The 18,523-nt window shown below is 42.0% G+C and carries 18 protein-coding genes and 1 pseudogene; 14 read left to right on the top strand and 5 right to left on the bottom strand.

The window, feature by feature from the left end:
- Nucleotides 1–77 precede the first annotated feature (77 nt).
- From SNAG_RS06555 to SNAG_RS06545, 3 genes are read left to right on the top strand one after another with little or no spacing between them, the layout of a single operon-like run.
- Entirely contained in the window at nt 78–803 is a 726-nt protein-coding gene (locus SNAG_RS06555; RefSeq protein WP_096407703.1) for a CppA N-terminal domain-containing protein, read from the top strand.
- A complete protein-coding gene (locus tag SNAG_RS06550; protein WP_096407701.1) occupies nt 800–1,735 on the top strand; it encodes a serine hydrolase domain-containing protein in 936 nt (311 codons plus the stop codon). Before SNAG_RS06555 ends, SNAG_RS06550 begins: the two co-directional genes overlap by 4 nt.
- Before the next feature lie 8 nt (nt 1,736–1,743).
- Nucleotides 1,744–2,649: a DMT family transporter gene (locus SNAG_RS06545; protein WP_096407698.1), complete on the top strand. Its 906-nt coding sequence runs from the start codon at nt 1,744–1,746 to the stop codon at nt 2,647–2,649.
- A 40-nt stretch (nt 2,650–2,689) separates the two neighbouring features.
- On the opposite strand, the gene SNAG_RS06540 is transcribed toward SNAG_RS06545, so the two are convergent.
- Entirely contained in the window at nt 2,690–3,973 is a 1,284-nt protein-coding gene (locus tag SNAG_RS06540; RefSeq protein WP_172842397.1) for a uracil-xanthine permease family protein, read from the bottom strand.
- Nucleotides 3,974–4,186: 213 nt separating this feature from the next.
- On the bottom strand, nt 4,187–4,900 hold the full coding sequence (rsmG, locus tag SNAG_RS06535) for a 16S rRNA (guanine(527)-N(7))-methyltransferase RsmG (RefSeq protein ID WP_000801958.1): 714 nt from the start codon (nt 4,898–4,900) through the stop codon (nt 4,187–4,189).
- Between the two features lie 93 nt (nt 4,901–4,993).
- Here rsmG and SNAG_RS06530 point away from each other — a divergent pair, with 93 nt between their 5' ends.
- From SNAG_RS06530 to SNAG_RS06515, 4 genes and pseudogenes are all read left to right on the top strand, one after another.
- Nucleotides 4,994–5,554, top strand: a complete 561-nt coding sequence (locus SNAG_RS06530; protein ID WP_000219838.1) for a LemA family protein — start codon at nt 4,994–4,996, stop codon at nt 5,552–5,554.
- 1 nt (nt 5,555) lies between these two features.
- Nucleotides 5,556–6,455 (top strand): zinc metalloprotease HtpX, encoded by a 900-nt coding sequence (gene htpX, locus SNAG_RS06525; protein WP_096407693.1) that lies wholly within the window; start codon nt 5,556–5,558, stop codon nt 6,453–6,455.
- Nucleotides 6,456–6,574: 119 nt separating this feature from the next.
- Entirely contained in the window at nt 6,575–7,174 is a 600-nt protein-coding gene (locus tag SNAG_RS06520; RefSeq protein WP_231906661.1) for a CPBP family intramembrane glutamic endopeptidase, read from the top strand.
- A gap of 84 nt (nt 7,175–7,258) precedes the next feature.
- Nucleotides 7,259–7,384: pseudogene (locus SNAG_RS06515) on the top strand (zinc metalloprotease HtpX); the annotation flags it as partial.
- Between the two features lie 44 nt (nt 7,385–7,428).
- On the opposite strand, the gene SNAG_RS06510 reads toward SNAG_RS06515, so the two are convergent.
- Together SNAG_RS06510 and SNAG_RS06505 are read right to left on the bottom strand one after the other, a co-directional pair.
- Nucleotides 7,429–8,988: an ATP-binding cassette domain-containing protein gene (locus SNAG_RS06510; protein ID WP_096407688.1), complete on the bottom strand. Its 1,560-nt coding sequence runs from the start codon at nt 8,986–8,988 to the stop codon at nt 7,429–7,431.
- Nucleotides 8,989–9,318: 330 nt separating this feature from the next.
- On the bottom strand, nt 9,319–9,648 hold the full coding sequence (locus SNAG_RS06505) for a helicase BlpT (RefSeq protein WP_096407686.1): 330 nt from the start codon (nt 9,646–9,648) through the stop codon (nt 9,319–9,321).
- 167 nt (nt 9,649–9,815) lie between these two features.
- Here SNAG_RS06505 and SNAG_RS06500 point away from each other — a divergent pair, with 167 nt between their 5' ends.
- The 7 genes from SNAG_RS06500 (at nt 9,816) to SNAG_RS06470 (ending at nt 18,134) form a co-directional block, all read left to right on the top strand.
- Complete coding sequence (locus SNAG_RS06500; RefSeq protein WP_096407683.1) at nt 9,816–10,358, top strand: YceD family protein; 543 nt, start codon at nt 9,816–9,818, stop codon at nt 10,356–10,358.
- A complete protein-coding gene (gene nth / locus SNAG_RS06495; protein WP_061408921.1) occupies nt 10,358–10,987 on the top strand; it encodes an endonuclease III in 630 nt (209 codons plus the stop codon). The genes SNAG_RS06500 and nth overlap by 1 nt, the downstream gene beginning before the upstream one ends.
- A 209-nt stretch (nt 10,988–11,196) precedes the next feature.
- The gene (pyrR, locus tag SNAG_RS06490; RefSeq protein ID WP_000644748.1) at nt 11,197–11,718 is read left to right on the top strand and encodes a bifunctional pyr operon transcriptional regulator/uracil phosphoribosyltransferase PyrR; all 522 of its coding nucleotides are present in this window, start codon (nt 11,197–11,199) and stop codon (nt 11,716–11,718) included.
- A gap of 20 nt (nt 11,719–11,738) precedes the next feature.
- Entirely contained in the window at nt 11,739–12,662 is a 924-nt protein-coding gene (locus tag SNAG_RS06485; RefSeq protein WP_096407681.1) for an aspartate carbamoyltransferase catalytic subunit, read from the top strand.
- Between the two features lie 48 nt (nt 12,663–12,710).
- Nucleotides 12,711–13,790, top strand: a complete 1,080-nt coding sequence (locus SNAG_RS06480; RefSeq protein WP_096407678.1) for a carbamoyl phosphate synthase small subunit — start codon at nt 12,711–12,713, stop codon at nt 13,788–13,790.
- A 720-nt stretch (nt 13,791–14,510) separates the two neighbouring features.
- Nucleotides 14,511–17,687 (top strand): carbamoyl-phosphate synthase large subunit, encoded by a 3,177-nt coding sequence (gene carB, locus SNAG_RS06475; RefSeq protein WP_096407676.1) that lies wholly within the window; start codon nt 14,511–14,513, stop codon nt 17,685–17,687.
- A 126-nt stretch (nt 17,688–17,813) separates the two neighbouring features.
- Complete coding sequence (locus SNAG_RS06470; RefSeq protein ID WP_000587312.1) at nt 17,814–18,134, top strand: heavy metal-binding domain-containing protein; 321 nt, start codon at nt 17,814–17,816, stop codon at nt 18,132–18,134.
- A 44-nt stretch (nt 18,135–18,178) separates the two neighbouring features.
- Here the strand turns inward: SNAG_RS06470 and SNAG_RS06465 are convergent, their stop codons facing one another.
- Nucleotides 18,179–18,421 carry a type B 50S ribosomal protein L31 gene (locus SNAG_RS06465; RefSeq protein ID WP_096408869.1) on the bottom strand — a complete coding sequence of 81 codons (243 nt, stop codon included), beginning with the start codon at nt 18,419–18,421 and terminating at the stop codon, nt 18,179–18,181.
- Nucleotides 18,422–18,523: the final 102 nt, after the last annotated feature.

Genomic DNA, 18,523 nt, shown 5'->3' with positions numbered 1-18,523 from the left:
ATAAAATTTTTAAATAAAACAGATATGGCTTGTAAAATATTCGAAAATCCTTTAAAATAAGAGAGTTGGAGGAATTTATGAGTGTGAATGAGATAGTTCGGATCATTCCGACTGTGAAAGTTAATAACCGAAAATTAAATGAAAAATTTTACATTGAAACCCTAGGGATGAAACCCTTGTTAGAAGAGTCTGCCTTTCTCTCCTTGGGAGATCAGACAGGTACGGAGAGATTGATTTTAGAAGAAGCTCCGAGCATGCGAACTCGCAGAGTTGAAGGGCTTAAGAAACTTGCTAGACTCGTGGTAAAAGTTGAGAATCCTTCTGAAATCGAGGGCATTCTTTCACAGATGAAGTCCCTTCCTCGCCTATTTAAAGGAAGCTGTGGTTATGCTTTTGAGATTGTTTCTCCTGAACAGGATGTGATCCTTGTTCATGCGGAAAATCATATTGAAGACTTAGTTCTGCTAGACACGATTCCGGAATTTTATTCAAATAAAAGTATAAAATACTTGAGTCAATTTGAGGTTTCCGTCGAGCTCCGTCTCCCTGAGGACAGGGAGAGTTTACTTGCTTCAGAAGTGGCAACTAATGCCATTACCTTTACTCAAGGGAAAGGTCCAGATTTGGCTGTTGAAAACAATGTTACCTGGGACTTGTCTATGCTGAAATTTTTGGTAAAGGATCTAGAGTTGACTAGTCTTCGTCAGAAATTTGAAGGCACAGACTATTTTATTCCAAAGTCTGAAAAATTCTTCCTTGGTAAAGATACCAATAACATCGAATTATGGTTTGAAGAAGCATGAAGTGGACAAAGATTCTAAAAAAAATAGAAGATCAAATCGAGGCAGGGGTCTATCCCGGGGCCTCTTTTGCGTATTTTAAGGACGGAGAATGGAGAGAATCCTACCTAGGCTTGAGTGATCCTGAGAAAGGTTTGAAAACAGAGTCAGGGCTAGTCTATGACTTAGCCAGTGTGAGTAAGGTTGTGGGAGTCGGGACAGTCTTGACCTTCTTGTGGCAACAGGGGAAACTAGACATTGATCGACCAGTGGCGGACTTTTTAGCTGAATGTGATTACCCAGATATCACTATTCGTCAACTCTTGACCCACGCGACAGATCTGGATCCCTTTATTCCCAATAGGGATCAGTTAGACTCTGAGGAATTAAGAGAGGCCATGTTTCATCTAAATAGACGTAGTCGTCCTGCTTTTCTATACTCGGATGTTCACTTTTTACTCCTAGGCTTTCTTTTGGAAAAAATCTTTAACCAAGACTTGGATCAGATTATAGAAGAACAAGTTTTGGAACCATGGGGCATGAAGGAAACAATGTTTGGTCCCGTTGAGATTGCTGTACCAACAGTTAGAGGAGTAGCGGCAGGTAGTATCCACGATCCCAAAGCTCGTCTTTTGGGCAAACATGCTGGGAGTGCTGGTTTATTTTCAACTGTTAAGGATTTGCAAATCTTTCTGGAACATTACTTGAAAGATGATTTTGCTGAAAACCTAAGTCGAAATTACTCTCCCTTAGAGGATAAAGAGCGTTCGCTAGCTTGGAATCTGGAAGAAGACTGGCTGGATCATACGGGCTATACAGGTACCTTCATTATGTGGAATCGGGAGAAGCAGGAAGCGGCTATCTTTCTATCCAACAGAACGTATGAGAAGGATGAGCGTGCCCAGTGGATAGTCGATCGAAATCAAGTGATGGAAATGATTCGTCAAGAGGAGTAGGGAGAAGCATGTCAAAAACCGTAAAAGGAACTCTGTATACAGTAGTGGCAGGGATTGCTTGGGGCTTGTCTGGAACCAGTGGTCAATACCTGATGGCACACGGGATTTCCGCTCTAGTCTTGACTAATTTACGACTTATCATTGCAGGCTTGGCTCTCATATTTTTAACCTATGCAACTTCAAAGGATAAACTTCTTGCTTTTTTAAAATACAGAAAAAGCCTTTTTTCTCTCTTGTTATTTGCCTTATTTGGACTTTTCTTAAACCAGTTTGCCTATCTTTCTGCCATTCAGGAAACCAATGCTGGAACGGCGACGGTTCTCCAGTATGTTTGTCCTGTTGGAATCTTGATTTATACTTGTATCAAGGACAAGGTAGCACCGACTCTGGCTGAGATTATTTCAATTGGTTTAGCAATTGGAGGAACTTTTCTTATTGCTACGCATGGGGAACTTGACCAGTTGTCGATCACACCTGCGGGTCTTTTTTGGGGACTCTTTTCTGCCTTGACCTACGCCCTCTATATTATCCTTCCTATCGCTTTGATTAAGAAGTGGGGAAGTATGTTGGTGATTGGTGTAGGAATGGTTATTTCTGGTGTCGGGGCTATTCCCTTCACAGGAGTTTTGCAGGCCAGTATACCGACTAGCTTGGATTTTCTCTTTGCATTTGCTGGCATTATCATCATTGGAACAGTATTTGCCTACACAGCTTTTCTAAAAGGAGCTAGTCTAATAGGACCAGTTAAATCCAGTTTATTGGCTTCCATAGAGCCCATTTCAGCTGTTTTCTTTGCCTTTTTAATTATGAAGGAGCAATTCTATGCGATTGATTTTGTTGGTATGGCCATGATTCTGCTTGCAGTGACTATCATTTCTTTGAAAGATTTACTGCTGGAAAGTAAGCATAAATAAAAAATCCACTCAACTGAGTGGATTTTTGCTATCTATAAGATTAGTCTTTGTTTTCGTATGGCAAGATCAGATTCAAAATGATACCTGTCATCGCTGATAGGGCAGTACCTGAAAGGGTTACTGGACCGAGTTTAAGGATGGCTCCACCAAGTCCAAGTACTAACATGGCACTAGCAATGATGAGGTTACGCATTTGACTGAAGTCAACGCGTTCCTTAATCAAAACTTTCAAACCGTTGCTGGCAATAACTCCGTAGAGAAGGATGGACATGCCACCAAGCACAGCATTTGGAATGGTTGAGATCAAGGCAGTAAATTTGCCAAGGAAGCTAAGAGCAATTGCGATAAATGCAGCGTTTCGGATAACGGAAACAGAAGCGATACGAGTCATACCGATAACTCCAGTGTTCTCACCGTAAGTCGTATTGGCTGGTCCACCGAGGAAGGCAGATACAGATGTCGCGATACCGTCACCAAGAAGCGTGCGGTGAAGTCCTGGTTCTTTTAAGAATTGACGGCCACAGATTTGGCTCAAGACGGTATGGTCTCCAATGTGTTCAGAGATGGTTACGATAGCGATAGGCAAGATTGCGATTGTTTCAGGACCGAAGTATAAGTTGTACTCTTTAAAGGCACCACCTGTATTAAATGGCAAGTAGAAACCAGGAATTTCAAACCAATTGGCTTGAAGGACTGGAGTAAAATCAACAAGACCAAGAAGAACTGCGAAGATATATCCACCGATAATGGCAAAGAGGAAAGGAATGATACGAAGGAACCCTTTTCCTTTTGTATTGATGAAGGCAGCAATGAGGAAGGTAACCACAGCTACAAGAGCATTTTTCCAGTTGCCATCAGCAACAAGACCAGCATTTGTTACAGCTGAACCTGCAAGACCAAGACCAATTACGATAATCATAGGTCCGATAACGATAGGAGGCAAGAGCTTGTCAATCCATTTCGTACCAGCAAAGCGGACACTTGTTGCGACAATGACATAAATCAAACCAGTTAGAATAACCCCTGTTTGAGCAGCAGAGACGTCGCCACCCATTTCCTTCATAGCAAGAGACATTGCAGTGATGAAGGCAAAAGAAGAACCGAGATAAACCGGAACTTTAAAGCCAGTTGAAACCATATAAATCAGGGTTCCGACACCAGATGCAAAGAGGGCAACGGATACAGGCATTCCCAAAATCAAAGGAACTAGGATGGTCGCTCCAAACATAGCAAAAACGTGCTGGAAGCTGAGGAGGATACCTTTCCCAGCTGAAGGACGTTGATCAACGTCTAGTAACAAATCAACAGTTGATTCTTGTTTCATATAAACCTCACTTTTGGGCATCAAAAAAGAGCCCATTATTTTACAGCAACAGGCTCTCAGAGTAAGACTTCTTTAAAAAGAGGATGATCTCATTCTCAAAGAATTTTATATATTTCTGCGTCTTCGTCACCTCACGGGATGACATTAAAAACCTTTGCTTGTGATAGTATAGCAGAAATTACGAACTTTGTAAACATTTTTTTACTAAAAAAATTAAAGCGGGCGTTTATTGGGCATGCCAGCCTTACGTGGATATTTGTTTGGGGTTTCTTTTTTCTTTTCTACCACAGTGATGTATCGTGGATCTCCATTTGGTAGGGCGTAGCTGAGATTATCCTCAACCTTGCTAAAGAGGAGATTGAGGGCATTCTTGGCTTCTAGCAATTCTTCGGGAGCATTGCTGGCCTTGAGTGCCAAGAGTTTTCCACCAACTTTAAGATAGGGAATGGTCAATTCAGATAAGACTTGCATACGGGCAACAGCACGAGCTGTCACCATATCAAACTGGGCACGGAAGTTCTTGTCTTGGGCAAAGTCTTCTGCACGTCCATGGTAGAAGTGAACTCCGTCCAAATTCAGCTCTTGGGCCAATAGTTGGAGGAAGTTGATGCGTTTATTTAGCGAATCAATGATGGTTACATCTAACTGAGGATAGAGGATTTTCATAGGAAGACTAGGAAATCCTGCCCCAGCCCCGATATCAAGAAGTTTGATAGTTTCATTTGAAATCAAGCCTTGTAGGATGGGTGCAATAGAATCATAAAAGTGTTTGAGGTAGACTTCTTCTTTGTCTGTAATAGCGGTCAGGTTAATCTTTTCATTCCACTCGACCAAGAGTTCAAAATAGCGTTCAAATTGGTTCTTTTGCTGGTCAGAAAGTGGAAGATTTTGCTCGACGAGCAAGCTGTAAAATGTTTCTGGTTTCATAGTCGTTTCCTTCTCTAGTATCATCTTATTTTACCATATTCATTAAAATTTTGATATACTGGTAGTAATCTAAAAGCAGAAAGGAATAAGATTATGACTTGGATTATTCTTGGAGTTTTGGCTCTGATTGTTATTTTTGTGATTGTTAGCTATAACGGTTTGGTGAAAAATCGTATGCAGACCAAGGAGGCTTGGAGCCAGATAGATGTTCAGTTGAAGCGTCGTAATGATCTCCTTCCAAACTTGATTGAAACAGTCAAAGGCTATGCCAAATATGAAGGTTCTACCTTGGAAAAGGTGACAGAACTTCGTAGACAAGTAGCCGCAGCAACTTCACCAGCTGAAGCGATGAAGGCCAGTGATGCCCTTACCCGCCAGATTTCTGGTATCTTTGCAGTAGCAGAGAATTACCCAGACTTGAAAGCTAGTGCTAACTTTATCAAATTGCAAGAAGAGTTGACCAATACAGAAAATAAAATTTCTTACTCACGCCAACTCTACAACAGTGTTGTCAGCAACTACAATGTAAAACTTGAAAGCTTCCCAAGTAACATCATCGCAGGACTATTTGGATTTAAAGCTGCAGACTTCCTTCAAACACCTGAAGAGGAAAAGGCAGTTCCTAAAGTTGACTTTAGCGGTTTAGGTGACTAAGATGTTGTTTGATCAAATTTCGAGTAATAAACGAAAAACTTGGATTTTATTGCTGGTTTTCTTCCTACTCTTGACCTTGGTTGGTTATGCGGTTGGTTATCTCTTCATGCGCTCAGGTCTTGGGGGTATGATCATAGCCCTAATCATCGGTTTTGTCTATGCCTTGACCATGATCTTTCAATCAACAGAGATTGTCATGTCTATGAATGGGGCGCGTGAGGTTGATGAGCAAACAGCACCAGACCTCTACCATGTAGTGGAAGATATGGCCATGGTTGCTCAGATTCCCATGCCACGTGTTTTCATCATTGAGGATTCTTCTTTAAATGCCTTTGCAACAGGTTCTAATCCGCAGAATGCGGCAGTTGCGGCCACTTCGGGTCTTCTAGCCATCATGAACCGTGAGGAGCTAGAAGCGGTCATGGGTCATGAAGTCAGTCACATTCGGAACTACGATATCCGCATTTCGACCATTGCTGTTGCACTTGCTAGTGCTATTACACTGCTATCTAGTATGGCTGGTCGGATGATGTGGTGGGGTGGCGCAGGCCGCAGACGGAGTGATAATGATCGCGATGGAAATGGTCTAGAGATTATCATGCTTGTTATCTCTCTCTTAGCCATTGTTCTAGCACCACTTGCAGCAACCTTGGTACAACTAGCTATCTCTCGTCAGCGAGAATTTCTAGCGGATGCATCCAGTGTGGAGCTGACCCGCAATCCTCAAGGGATGATCAATGCCTTGCGCAAGTTGGACAATAGCGAGCCAATGCATCACCACATCGACGATGCTAGCAGCGCTCTTTATATCAATGATCCCAAGAAAGGTGGCGGACTACAAAAACTCTTTTACACCCACCCACCTATCTCAGAACGAATTGAGCGTTTGAAACAGATGTAAACAAAATCCAGAGAAGTTTCTCTGGATTTTTGCTTTTAGCATCTCACTTTTAACTTGTCATCTCACAAAAAAATAGTATAATATATGTAATTCTATATAATTCTATATAATTGAGGTGAATGATGTATAAGCGCTGGATGACGTTTTTCTTGATTTTGATTTTTATGCCGATTCATTTGAGTATAGCAGAGAAAATCATGCGAGAAAATTCATTAACGTTATCAATCCTTTTTACACTTGTTGAACTTGCATTATTTTTATATGTAGGAAAAAAGTATGACTTGTTTCACATTCGGAAAATCTGCCTAAAAGATATTTTAAAATGTTTTCTATCATACGCCTTGCTTTTCCTGTTTTATATTTTGGTCAATTTTTTAGGCCCTACCCAATCAGACACAACTCAAGCTGTGCAAAGTTTTTCACTTTCATGGTCTGTACTTTTTGTGGATCTCTGTGTTTTGGCACCTGTCACGGAAGAAATCTTTATGCGAGGTATGTTACAGGGGATAGTATTTAAGAATACATATTTTGGATTGTTTGCTACATCGCTTCTTTTTGCTTATCTGCATGGTCCCTATACTATTCCTAGCTTTATCACCTATTTAGGTATGGGATTTGCATTTGGGATAAGGTACAAGACTTCTGACAACCTATGGAATTCCATTCTTTTGCATGTCCTCAATAATCTGGTTGCGTTTTGCTTTTTGTATATGAGATAATGTCATATTAGAATGGTTTGAGTTGTAAAATATTAAAAAATGATTTCTAGCTTATACAATTTAAACAAAAGTCAGAGCATAATCTGTCACGTAGACGATGCTAGCAGCGCTCTTTATATCAATGATCCCAAGAAAGGTGGGGGACTACAAAAACTCTTTTATACCCACCCACCTATCTCAGAACGAATCGAACGCTTAAAACATATGTAAACAAAATCCAGAGGTCGTCTCTGGATTTTTGCTATGTTTGAAATCTAAAAATCTTGTAAATCAACAACTTCCAAACCATTTTCTGTTAAACGATAGATACTCGTACAGACCTCTTTTAAGAAGCGTCTGTCATGTGAAACAGTGATCAGACCGCCGGGATAGGAGGCAAAGAGTTTTCTGATTTCGGGTTGAGAAGTGGGAGAAAAATTACGTGTAGGCTCATCCAGAAGGAGAAAGTTTGGTTTGCGCAAGACTAAATCTAAAAGTAGGAGTTTACCTTGTTGACCACCAGATAAAGAATGAATCTGGTGGTGCATCTCTGGATAACTGAAATTGAGACTGGCTAAGTGAGATTGGATTTTCTGTAATTCCTCTTTTTCCCCAGTTTGGCTGAGATAGGCTACTGGAGATAGATCCAATTCCAGTTTTTTATGGTAATCTTGTGGCATAAAACCAAGAGAAATTTCTCTTTTGTCGCTTAGGAGTTGTTGTAACTTGCATAACAAAGTCGATTTTCCAACACCATTAGGCCCTATGATACCGATTTTATCTTGGCCACGGACCGTTAGTTGTAACTCCTGAGCTAAAATGCGCTGGCCAATGGACAAATTTTCCTTTTCCAGTTGGATTAAGACTTTAGAAGCCGGTAATGGTTGGATGTCTGAAAAGAAAAGTTGGATTTGCTCTTCTTCAAGTGGCTTTTGTGTCATGGACTGAGCTGCTTTTTCAAAGCGTTTTTCTTGAGAGAGAACAGTTTTCATCTTTTTAGCCAGTAAGCGCCCAGCAACATCGTTTTTAGTGTTACGCAAGGCAGTTTCTACATTTTGCTTAACTCGGCGATGTTTTTCCATGGTTTTGTCATAGGCTCTCTGGTCGTTAGCAGCTTGCTGGCTTTGTCTGGCAAAATTAGCCTTTCTTTGTTCACTATAGAGATTATAGTCTAAATGCTCGACTAGTGTTTCCGCTTCTTTCCGGTGCTTGACTAGTCGCAAGTGAACAATAGTATCTGCCGTCTGAGAAAGAAAGTCTTCATCATGGGAAATGAAAATAACGGTTTGCCTCATCTTTTGTATCTGACTTTTTAGCCAATCAACTGTCTCAAGATCCAGGTCATTTGAAGGTTCATCTAAAAATAGAATCTCAAAGGGTTTTGCCAACTCATGGATGAGCTGAATTTTCAAAGCTTCGCCACCTGACAGACTGCCAATTTCTTGGTCGCTAGCAAAACGGTCGCTATCAAAGTGCAACTCCTCCGCCAAACGATAAAGAATGCTGTAGTCTAAATCAGCAGAATCCAAAAAGAAGTAGTCATGTAGAGTTCTATTTTTTAGCTCCTCAGGTAACTTTTGAGGAATGTAGGCCAGTGATTGAAGGTCAGACTGAATGTCGCCCTTGATAGTAAAATCAGGTAATGCTTCCCCCATTAAAGCTCGTAGTAAAGTCGATTTACCATTTCCTTCTTCACCAATAATAGCAACCTTTTCTCCTTCTTGGATAGTCATGGTTAGGTTAGATACAAGATCTCGTAGATCTTTGTTTTGTGTGATGGTCAGATGATTGATTTTTATCATATTGTTGCCCTTTCTAGAATGTCCATAGTGCATAACAAAAAGCTCTACTTTATCTAGTAGAGCCCAAAGTCACTGTCAAAACTCTATTTTCCTCGTTAAAAAGCTCGTCAAACTAGCTTGGAGCTGCCTACCCCAACCCAAGAGGAGCATAGCTTTCTAGTTTTTTGATTTTCAATGAGGACAAGATACTAGAAAATCTAGTACAAAAAGAGCATGCAAAAAGAGACAAAAACAAGATCTACTAAATAAAGTTCTTTATTTGATAGACTTAGTTGTTCATGTCTCCCTTACCTCCGAGTATTAGTACCTCTATCCTATACCTTTAAGGAAATTTTGTCAATAGTAAACCTAAAATTATAAACTCTAAAATCCGAAAACAGGCCCATAGAGAGTTAGCACGTGTTTGACATGTTCGTAGTGGAACTTGTCATAGTTGCGCCAAGCAGTGCGTGCTGGATCGTTTAGTTTTAGGCTCCCCAGTCCGATCAAAAGACTGGTACATTGGTAAAATTTCTCAAGGTCGATTAAGATACTGTTGTCAAGCTTTTCCGCTTTTTTAAGTTCCTTGAGAGTGCTGTTCAGCAGTTCTTGTAGACGGAAATCATCGGCTGTACCCTGTTTGCAACTTTGGTAGCTTTTATTTAACTCGGATAGGAGTTGGTAAGCTTCGTTGATTAGTGCTTTGTCTTCCATATGAGCATCCTCCTTGCTCTGATGTATTCTTGCCTATAGTATAGCACTAAACAGAAAATATGTCATAGTAAATATGTTAAAAAGGAGATTTTAATATCAAAGTTTGGAAGGCTGACTTGTAGCCTTTTCATGGTATAATCAAGTGAGTAAATCTTTATGGAGGAAATATGAAGTTAAATATTCAAGAAATTCGTAAGCAGCCTGAAGGCCTACATTTTGAACAAGCTTTAGACCTGGCATCAGACTTGCGTGCCCGTAATCAAGAAATTTTAGATGTCAAAGATATCCTTGCGGTAGGGAAGGTCCAATATGAAGACCGCATGTATTTCTTAGATTATCAACTATCTTACACCATTGTCCTTGCTTCCAGTCGCAGTATGGAGCCAGTTGAGTTGGCAGAGTCTTATCCAGTGACAGAGGTTTTCATGGAAGGCGCAACCAACCAACTAGATCAGGAAGTTTTAGATGATGACTTGGTCCTGCCTATCGAAAATGGTGAAATTGATTTGGCTGAAAGTGTGTCAGATAATATCTTGCTAAACATTCCAATCAAAGTCTTGACAGCTGAAGAAGAAGCTGGTCAAGGATTTGTTTCAGGTAATGACTGGCAAATCATGACAGAGGAGGAGTACCAAGCTCAACAAGCAGTCAAGAAAGAAGAAAACAGTCCATTTGCTGGCTTGCAAGGACTATTTGATGGAGACGAATAATGGTCTTGTCAAAAAAACGAGCACGTAAAGTGCTAGAAGAAATCATAGCTCTCTTCCCAGATGCCAAACCCAGCCTTGATTTTACCAATCACTTTGAACTATTGGTTGCAGTGATGTTGTCAGCCCAGACGACAGATGCTGCAGTCAACAAGGCTACACCAGGTCTCTTTGCTGCTTTTCCAACGCCTCAAGCCATGTCTGTGGCAACTGAAAGTGAAATTGCTTCGCACATTTCTCGCTTGGGACTGTATCGCAATAAAGCCAAGTTTTTAAAAAAATGTGCCCAACAATTATTAGACGATTTTGACGGACAAGTACCTCAGACTCGCGAGGAATTAGAAAGCTTAGCAGGTGTTGGTCGCAAAACAGCAAATGTCGTCATGAGCGTGGGCTTTGGGATTCCAGCCTTTGCAGTGGACACCCATGTTGAGCGTATCTGCAAGCACCATGATATTGTCAAAAAATCGGCTTCACCCCTCGAAGTAGAAAAACGTGTTATGGACATTCTGCCACCAGAGAAATGGTTGGCAGCCCACCAAGCCATGATTTACTTTGGACGGGCTATCTGTCATCCAAAAAATCCAGAATGCGATCACTATCCTCAATTATATGATTTTAGTTCGTTATAAGTGAAAATAATGAATGTTTTTACTTGATTTGAACGGGTCTTTGTGATATAGTAATGACAATAAAATATTCCTTTAAACCTGTCCCGTGAGGCAGACAAGGAGCTGGATTAAGTAGAAGGGTGAAGTCTATACTGTTTGCAGTAGGGCTCGCTTGGCTATACATTCTGAAGTCTCCTTGTTAAGGAGACTTTTCTTTTTGGAGGTTTGTCATGAAGGCAAAAGAAGTTGTAGACGAATTGACCGTCAAACGCGCGATTACTCGAATCACTTACGAGATTATTGAGCGAAACAAAGATTTGAACAAAATCGTTTTGGCTGGTATTAAAACGCGAGGTGTCTTTATTGCTCGCCGTATCCAAGAACGCTTGGAACAGTTAGAATCTCTTTCAGTTCCAGTAGTAGAGCTGGACACCAAACCTTTCCGTGACGATGTTAAAAGTGGTGAAGATACTTCTTTAATCTCTGTTGATGTGACAGACCGGGAAGTCATTTTAGTGGACGATGTGCTCTATACAGGTCGTACCATTCGTGCAGCTATTGACAACGTCGTCAGCCATGGTCGCCCTGCTCGTGTGAGTTTAGCAGTTCTAGTGGATCGCGGACATAGAGAACTTCCAATCCGTCCAGACTATGTTGGGAAAAATATTCCAACTAGTCGCTCTGAAGAGATCATCGTAGAGATGGCAGAACTAGATGGACAAGATAGAGTTCTTATTACCGAAGAAGCCTAGATAGCAAAAAGGAGTTAACCATGTCAGAAAATCAACAAGCTTTGCAACATGTGGTCTCTATGGAAGACCTTACTGTAGATCAGGTCATGAAATTGATCAAACGAGGAATCGAATTTAAGAATGGAGCGCAGGCTTCCTATGAGGACCAGCATATCGTTTCCAACCTTTTCTTTGAAAGTTCGACTCGTACACATAAGTCCTTTGAAGTAGCAGAGATTAAGCTGGGACTGAATCTACTCGATTTCGATGTGAAGACAAGTTCAGTTAACAAGGGTGAAACACTCTATGACACAATCTTGACACTGTCTGCACTTGGAGTGGATGCCTGTGTTATCCGTCACCCAGAAGTCGACTACTACAGAGAGTTGATTGCCAGTCCAACCATTACGACTTCCATTATCAATGGTGGAGACGGTTCAGGACAACATCCAAGTCAGAGCTTGCTTGATTTGATGACAATATATGAAGAATTTGGCCATTTTGAGGGGCTTAAGGTCGCTATCGCTGGGGATCTGGACCACTCACGTGTAGCCAAATCAAATATGCAAATTTTGAAACGTTTAGGCGCAGAGCTCTACTTTGCAGGTCCTGAGGAATGGAGAAGTCAGGAATTCGCAGACTATGGCCAGTTTGTAAGTATTGACGAGATCATCGATCAGGTGGATGTCATGATGTTCCTTCGCGTCCAGCATGAACGTCATGAAAGTGGAGTAGTCTTTTCAAAAGAAGGCTACCATGCGCAACATGGTTTGACGCAAGAGCGTTATGATCGCTTGAAAGAAAAAGCAATTCTCATGCACCCTGCCCCAGTCAACCGTGATGTCGAAATCGCAGACCATTTAGTTGAAGCGCCAAAATCACGCATTGTCCAACAAATGACCAATGGTGTATTTGTCAGAATGGCAATCTTAGAATCTGTTCTGGCATACAGAAAAGCAAAATAAACACAAGACGTTAAAAGACGCCTGAGAGCGTCCACGAGAGGTGACTATATGACAAAACGACTTCTAGTATTAGAAGATGGCACAGTTTTTGAAGGCAAGGCCTTCGGAGCAGATATTGATGTAACAGGTGAAATCGTCTTTAATACAGGGATGACCGGCTATCAAGAATCCATTACAGACCAGTCTTATAATGGACAAATCTTGACTTTCACATACCCGTTGGTGGGAAACTATGGGATTAACCGTGATGACTACGAATCCATCAGTCCTACCTGTAAGGGAGTAGTAGTTTTTGAAGAAGCGCGTAGAGCCAGCAACTGGCGCAATCAAATGACCTTGGACGAATTCTTGAAAGCCAAGAAAATCCCTGGTATCTCAGGAATTGATACTCGTGCGCTTACAAAGATTATCCGTAAGCATGGTACTATGAGGGCAACCCTTACGCATGTTGGTGATACCATGGACCATATCGCAGACCAGCTCCAAGCAACAGTCTTGCCGACAGATAATATCAAGCAAGTCTCTACTAAGACAGCTTATCCTGCTCCTGGAGTTGGATTGAGTGTCGTTCTGGTAGACTTTGGTCTCAAACACTCCATCTTACGCGAACTTTCGAAACGGAATTGTAACGTGACCGTGGTTCCATATACAACCACAGCAGAAGAAATTCTCCATCTCAACCCTGACGGCGTCATGCTGTCAAATGGTCCAGGAAACCCAGAAGATGTTCCAGAAGCACTGGACATGATTCGTGGTGTGCAAGGAAAAATTCCAATCTTTGGTATCTGTATGGGACACCAACTCTTTGCCATGGCAAATGGGGCTAAGACCTACAAGATGAAATTTGGCCACCGTGGATTTAACCACGCTGTACGTGAAATCGCAACAGGACGAGTAGACTTTACTAGCCAGAACCATGGTTATGCAGTTAGCCGTGAGGACTTGCCAGAGCATTTGATTATTACCCACGAAGAAATCAATGACAAGTCAGTTGAAGGTGTACGTCACAGATACCAACCAGGTTTTTCTGTACAATTCCACCCAGATGCAGCTCCTGGTCCACACGATGCTAGCTACCTATTTGACGAGTTTATCGAGATGATGGAAGCTTTTAAACAAGCAAACTAAAAACGAGTAAAAGCTCGTCGGAGAATTTATGTAACTGAACACGGACGGAAAGCTCGGAATTTAGAGAAACCAACTTGGATTGTCAATCCTTCCTTGGTTTCCTAAAATTCAATCGCTTTCTATTCGCCCTTTGTATCTTATTTAATGGCAACCTGAGAGTTGCCGAATAGAAAGGCAGGTCGTTTCTTTTAGTCGCTATAAGGCGAACTAAAAACTCCCTGCACTAGATTTTTTACCGAAAAGTATCGTTTCGCTAAAAAATCGTCGGAGAATTTATTTAATGTCGCTCTGTGAGGCGACGAATAGAAAGGCAGGTCGTTTCTTTTAGTCGCTATTGGGCGAACTAAAAACTCCCTGCACTAGATTTTTTACCGAAAAGTATCGTTTCGCTAAAAAATCGTCGGAGAATTTATTTAATGTCGCCCTCTGAGGCGACGAATAGAAAGTCAGGTCGTTTCTTTTAGTCGCTATAAGGCGAACTATAAACTCCCTGCACTAGATTTTTTATCGAAAATGATTGTTTCGCTAAAAAATCGTCGGAGAATTTATTTAATGGTAACCTGAGAGTTGCCGAATAGAAAGGAGAAGGGCAATCCGTATTTGCTGAACTGAATACGGGCTACGGACATTGCTAAAAAGATAGTTATTCCTAGAACTGACAGTTCTTCGTCATAACTCCTATTTTAGCTTTGTCCGCTTGACGCCCTTAATATCTTATAAATGCCTAAACGTACTGATATTCAAAAAATTATGGTGATTGGTTCTGGTCCGATTATTATTGGTCAGGCTGCTGAGTTTGACTATGCTGGGACCCAAGCATGCTTGTCTTTGAAAGAGGAAGGTTATGAAGTTGTCTTGGTGAACTCAAACCCTGCAACCATCATGACGGACAAGGAGATTGCGGACAAGGTCTACATCGAACCGATTACACTCGAGTTTGTGACACGTATTCTCCGTAAGGAGCATCCTGATGCTTTGCTTCCAACTCTTGGAGGTCAGACGGGTCTGAACATGGCCATGGAATTGTCTAAAAATGGTATCTTAGATGAGCTTGGTGTGGAGCTTCTCGGTACTAAATTGTCTGCCATCGACCAAGCGGAGGACCGTGACCTCTTTAAACAATTGATGGAAGAGCTTGAGCAACCAATCCCAGAGTCTGAAATTGTCAACACAGTAGAAGAAGCTGTTGCCTTTGCAGCATCAATCGGCTACCCTGTTATCGTTCGTCCAGCCTTTACCCTAGGTGGTACTGGTGGTGGTATGTGTGCCAACGAGGAAGAATTGCGTGAAATCGCTGAAAATGGGTTGAAACTGTCACCTGTTACCCAATGTTTGATTGAACGTTCAATCGCAGGTTTCAAGGAAATCGAGTACGAAGTGATGCGCGATTCAGCTGACAATGCCCTCGTTGTTTGTAACATGGAAAACTTTGACCCCGTTGGGATTCACACAGGGGATTCCATCGTATTTGCTCCTGCGCAAACCATGTCAGACTATGAAAACCAAATGCTACGTGACGCGAGCTTGAGCATTATCCGCGCTCTCAAGATTGAAGGTGGGTGTAACGTTCAGCTGGCCCTTGATCCGCATAGCTTCAAGTACTATGTTATCGAAGTAAACCCTCGTGTATCGCGTTCGTCAGCCCTTGCTTCTAAGGCGACGGGTTATCCGATTGCCAAATTGGCTGCCAAGATTGCCGTTGGTTTGACCCTGGATGAGGTCATCAACCCAGTTACAGGTTCAACTTATGCTATGTTTGAACCAGCTCTTGACTACGTCGTTGCTAAGATTCCACGTTTCCCATTTGACAAGTTTGAAAAAGGTGAGCGTCGTCTTGGAACTCAGATGAAAGCAACTGGAGAAGTCATGGCCATTGGACGCAACATCGAAGAGTCACTTCTTAAAGCTTGTCGTTCACTTGAAATTGGGGTTCACCACAATGAAATGCCTGAACTAGCATCTGTTTCGGATGATGCCTTGATTGAAAAAGTTGTCAAGGCTCAAGATGATCGTCTCTTCTACGTATCAGAAGCCATTCGCCGTGGCTACACACCAGAAGAAATTGCTGAATTGACCAAGATTGATATCTTCTATCTTGATAAACTCTTGCATATCTTTGAAATCGAGCAAGAATTGGGTGCTCATCCACAAGAGCTAGAAGTTTTGAAAACAGCTAAGCTAAATGGATTCTCAGACCGTAAGATTGCTGAACTCTGGAAAACAACAGCTGAGCAAGTTCGTCAACTTCGCTTGGAAAACAAGATTATCCCAGTCTACAAGATGGTCGATACCTGTGCGGCAGAGTTCGACTCTGAAACCCCATATTTTTATTCAACCTATGGATGGGAAAATGAGTCTATCAAGTCTGATAAGGAATCCGTCCTAGTCCTAGGTTCAGGTCCAATCCGAATCGGTCAAGGGGTTGAGTTTGACTACGCAACTGTTCACTCGGTTAAGGCTATTCAGGCCGCTGGTTATGAAGCTATTATCATGAACTCAAACCCAGAGACCGTTTCTACAGACTTCTCGGTATCTGACAAGCTCTACTTTGAACCATTGACTTTCGAAGATGTTATGAATGTTATCGACTTGGAGCAACCAAAAGGCGTTATCGTTCAGTTTGGTGGTCAAACAGCTATCAACCTTGCGGAGCCATTGGCAAAAGCAGGTGTGACCATCCTTGGTACGCAAGTCGCTGATCTAGACCGTGCCGAAGACCGTGACCTCTTCGAGCAAGCCCTTAAAGACTTGGATATTCCCCAGCCACCAGGACAAACGGCTACCAATGAAGAAGAAGCCGTGCTTGCAGCTCGCAAGATTGGTTTCCCAGTCCTTGTTCGCCCATCTTATGTCTTGGGTGGACGTGCCATGGAAATCGTTGAAAACGAAGAAGACCTCCGTTCTTACATGCGTACCGCTGTTAAGGCTAGTCCAGACCACCCAGTTCTTGTTGACTCTTACATCGTTGGGCAAGAGTGTGAAGTTGATGCCATTTCAGACGGAGAAAATGTCCTCATCCCTGGTATCATGGAACACATCGAACGTGCTGGTGTCCACTCAGGTGACTCAATGGCCGTTTACCCACCGCAAACCTTGTCGCAAAAGGTTCAAGAAACCATTGCAGACTACACCAAACGCCTAGCAATCGGTCTTAACTGTCTTGGTATGATGAACATCCAGTTTGTCATCAAGGATGAAAAAGTCTACGTCATTGAAGTAAATCCTCGTGCCAGCCGTACGGTTCCATTCCTTTCAAAAGTAACCAATATCCCTATGGCTCAAGTAGCGACTAAGTTAATTCTTGGTCAAAACCTTGGAGAACTTGGTTACCAAGATGGACTTTACCCTGAAAGTACTCGCGTTCATATCAAGGCTCCTGTCTTCTCCTTCACCAAGTTGGCTAAGGTAGATAGCTTGCTCGGTCCTGAAATGAAGTCAACAGGGGAAGTCATGGGATCTGATGCAACTCTAGAAAAAGCTCTCTATAAAGCCTTTGAAGCTTCTTACCTCCATTTGCCAACTTTTGGAAATGTAGTCTTCACCATTGCTGATGATGCCAAAGAAGAAGCATTGGACTTGGCTTGCCGTTTCCAAAATATCGGTTACGGTATCCTCGCGACAGAAGGAACTGCAGCCTTCTTTGCTAGCCATGGATTGCATACCCAGCCTGTTGGTAAGATTGGTGATGATGAGAAGGATATCCCAAGCTTTGTTCGTAAAGGAAAAATCCAAGCGATCATCAATACTGTCGGAACCAAGCGAACTGCTGACGAAGATGGTGAGCAAATCCGCCGTTCAGCCATTGAACACGGTGTGCCACTCTTTACAGCACTAGACACAGCAAATGCCATGCTTAAGGTGCTAGAAAGTCGTAGTTTTGTCACAGAAGCGATTTAACCAAGAAAAAAGAGAAGACTCCAAGTCTTCTCTTTTTTGATGGGAGTATAAAAACAATAAGGAATTTCTTGACAAAGATAATGAAAGGGTTTACAATGTTCTAAAAGAAGCAAGGAGGACCTAAAGATGATTATTTCAACTACGGGGATCGAAGGAAAGAAAATCCTAGAATACAAAGGAATTGTATTTGGCGAAGTGGTTGCTGGGGTTAATATGTTCAAAGATATGGCGGCTGGTTTCCGTAATATTTTTGGCGGTCGTGCTAGTAGTTATGAAGGCGAATTAACCCAAGCGAGAGAAGAAGCTCTAGCAGAAATGATGGCGCGTGCAAGTGAACGTGGCGCAAATGCTATCATTGGGGTTAAGATGGACTATGAAACCTTAGGTGCTGAGAATGGTATGCTGATGGTTACCTGTAGCGGAACAGCAGTGGTGCTTGAGCCCTGATTTGAAGAAAGAAAAAAGAACAGTTGAAACTGTTCTTTTTATTCTTATTTGAGACCGTATTTTTTGTTGAAACGATCCACGCGTCCATCTGCTTGAGTGAACTTTTGACGTCCAGTGTAGAATGGGTGTGAGTCTGATGAAATTTCCACACGGATCAATGGGTAAGTTTCGCCTTCGAACTCAACAGTTTCGTTAGTGCGCTTAGTTGAACCGCTAAGGAATTGGTAACCAGTAGTTGTGTCCATGAAGACAACTGGGCGATATTCTGGATGGATATCTTTTTTCATTTTGCAATATTTCCTTTCTGCCATGGTCTCTTTGCGAGCCATAGATTGTTACCTTACTAGTCTATCAGATTATGACTATTTTGGCAAGTCTTTTCCCTGATT

It is taken from the genome of Streptococcus sp. NPS 308 (assembly GCF_002355895.1).
Taxonomy (GTDB): Bacteria; Bacillota; Bacilli; order Lactobacillales; family Streptococcaceae; genus Streptococcus.
The sequence above is the reverse complement of the archived record's forward strand: the minus strand, read 5'-3'. Positions and strand labels throughout refer to the sequence as shown.

Coding starts and splice junctions, on each gene's coding strand:
- SNAG_RS06510 (WP_096407688.1), bottom strand. CDS start 8,988: ATGCACTATGGACATTCTAGAAAGGGCAACAATATGATAAAAATCAAT.
- htpX (WP_096407693.1), top strand. CDS start 5,556: ATGTTGTTTGATCAAATTTCGAGTAATAAACGAAAAACTTGGATTTTA.
- SNAG_RS06470 (WP_000587312.1), top strand. CDS start 17,814: ATGATTATTTCAACTACGGGGATCGAAGGAAAGAAAATCCTAGAATAC.
- SNAG_RS06555 (WP_096407703.1), top strand. CDS start 78: ATGAGTGTGAATGAGATAGTTCGGATCATTCCGACTGTGAAAGTTAAT.
- SNAG_RS06485 (WP_096407681.1), top strand. CDS start 11,739: ATGTCAGAAAATCAACAAGCTTTGCAACATGTGGTCTCTATGGAAGAC.
- SNAG_RS06480 (WP_096407678.1), top strand. CDS start 12,711: ATGACAAAACGACTTCTAGTATTAGAAGATGGCACAGTTTTTGAAGGC.
- pyrR (WP_000644748.1), top strand. CDS start 11,197: ATGAAGGCAAAAGAAGTTGTAGACGAATTGACCGTCAAACGCGCGATT.
- carB (WP_096407676.1), top strand. CDS start 14,511: ATGCCTAAACGTACTGATATTCAAAAAATTATGGTGATTGGTTCTGGT.
- SNAG_RS06520 (WP_231906661.1), top strand. CDS start 6,575: ATGATGTATAAGCGCTGGATGACGTTTTTCTTGATTTTGATTTTTATG.
- SNAG_RS06550 (WP_096407701.1), top strand. CDS start 800: ATGAAGTGGACAAAGATTCTAAAAAAAATAGAAGATCAAATCGAGGCA.
- nth (WP_061408921.1), top strand. CDS start 10,358: ATGGTCTTGTCAAAAAAACGAGCACGTAAAGTGCTAGAAGAAATCATA.
- SNAG_RS06500 (WP_096407683.1), top strand. CDS start 9,816: ATGAAGTTAAATATTCAAGAAATTCGTAAGCAGCCTGAAGGCCTACAT.
- SNAG_RS06540 (WP_172842397.1), bottom strand. CDS start 3,973: ATGAAACAAGAATCAACTGTTGATTTGTTACTAGACGTTGATCAACGT.
- SNAG_RS06465 (WP_096408869.1), bottom strand. CDS start 18,421: ATGAAAAAAGATATCCATCCAGAATATCGCCCAGTTGTCTTCATGGAC.
- SNAG_RS06530 (WP_000219838.1), top strand. CDS start 4,994: ATGACTTGGATTATTCTTGGAGTTTTGGCTCTGATTGTTATTTTTGTG.
- SNAG_RS06505 (WP_096407686.1), bottom strand. CDS start 9,648: ATGGAAGACAAAGCACTAATCAACGAAGCTTACCAACTCCTATCCGAG.
- rsmG (WP_000801958.1), bottom strand. CDS start 4,900: ATGAAACCAGAAACATTTTACAGCTTGCTCGTCGAGCAAAATCTTCCA.
- SNAG_RS06545 (WP_096407698.1), top strand. CDS start 1,744: ATGTCAAAAACCGTAAAAGGAACTCTGTATACAGTAGTGGCAGGGATT.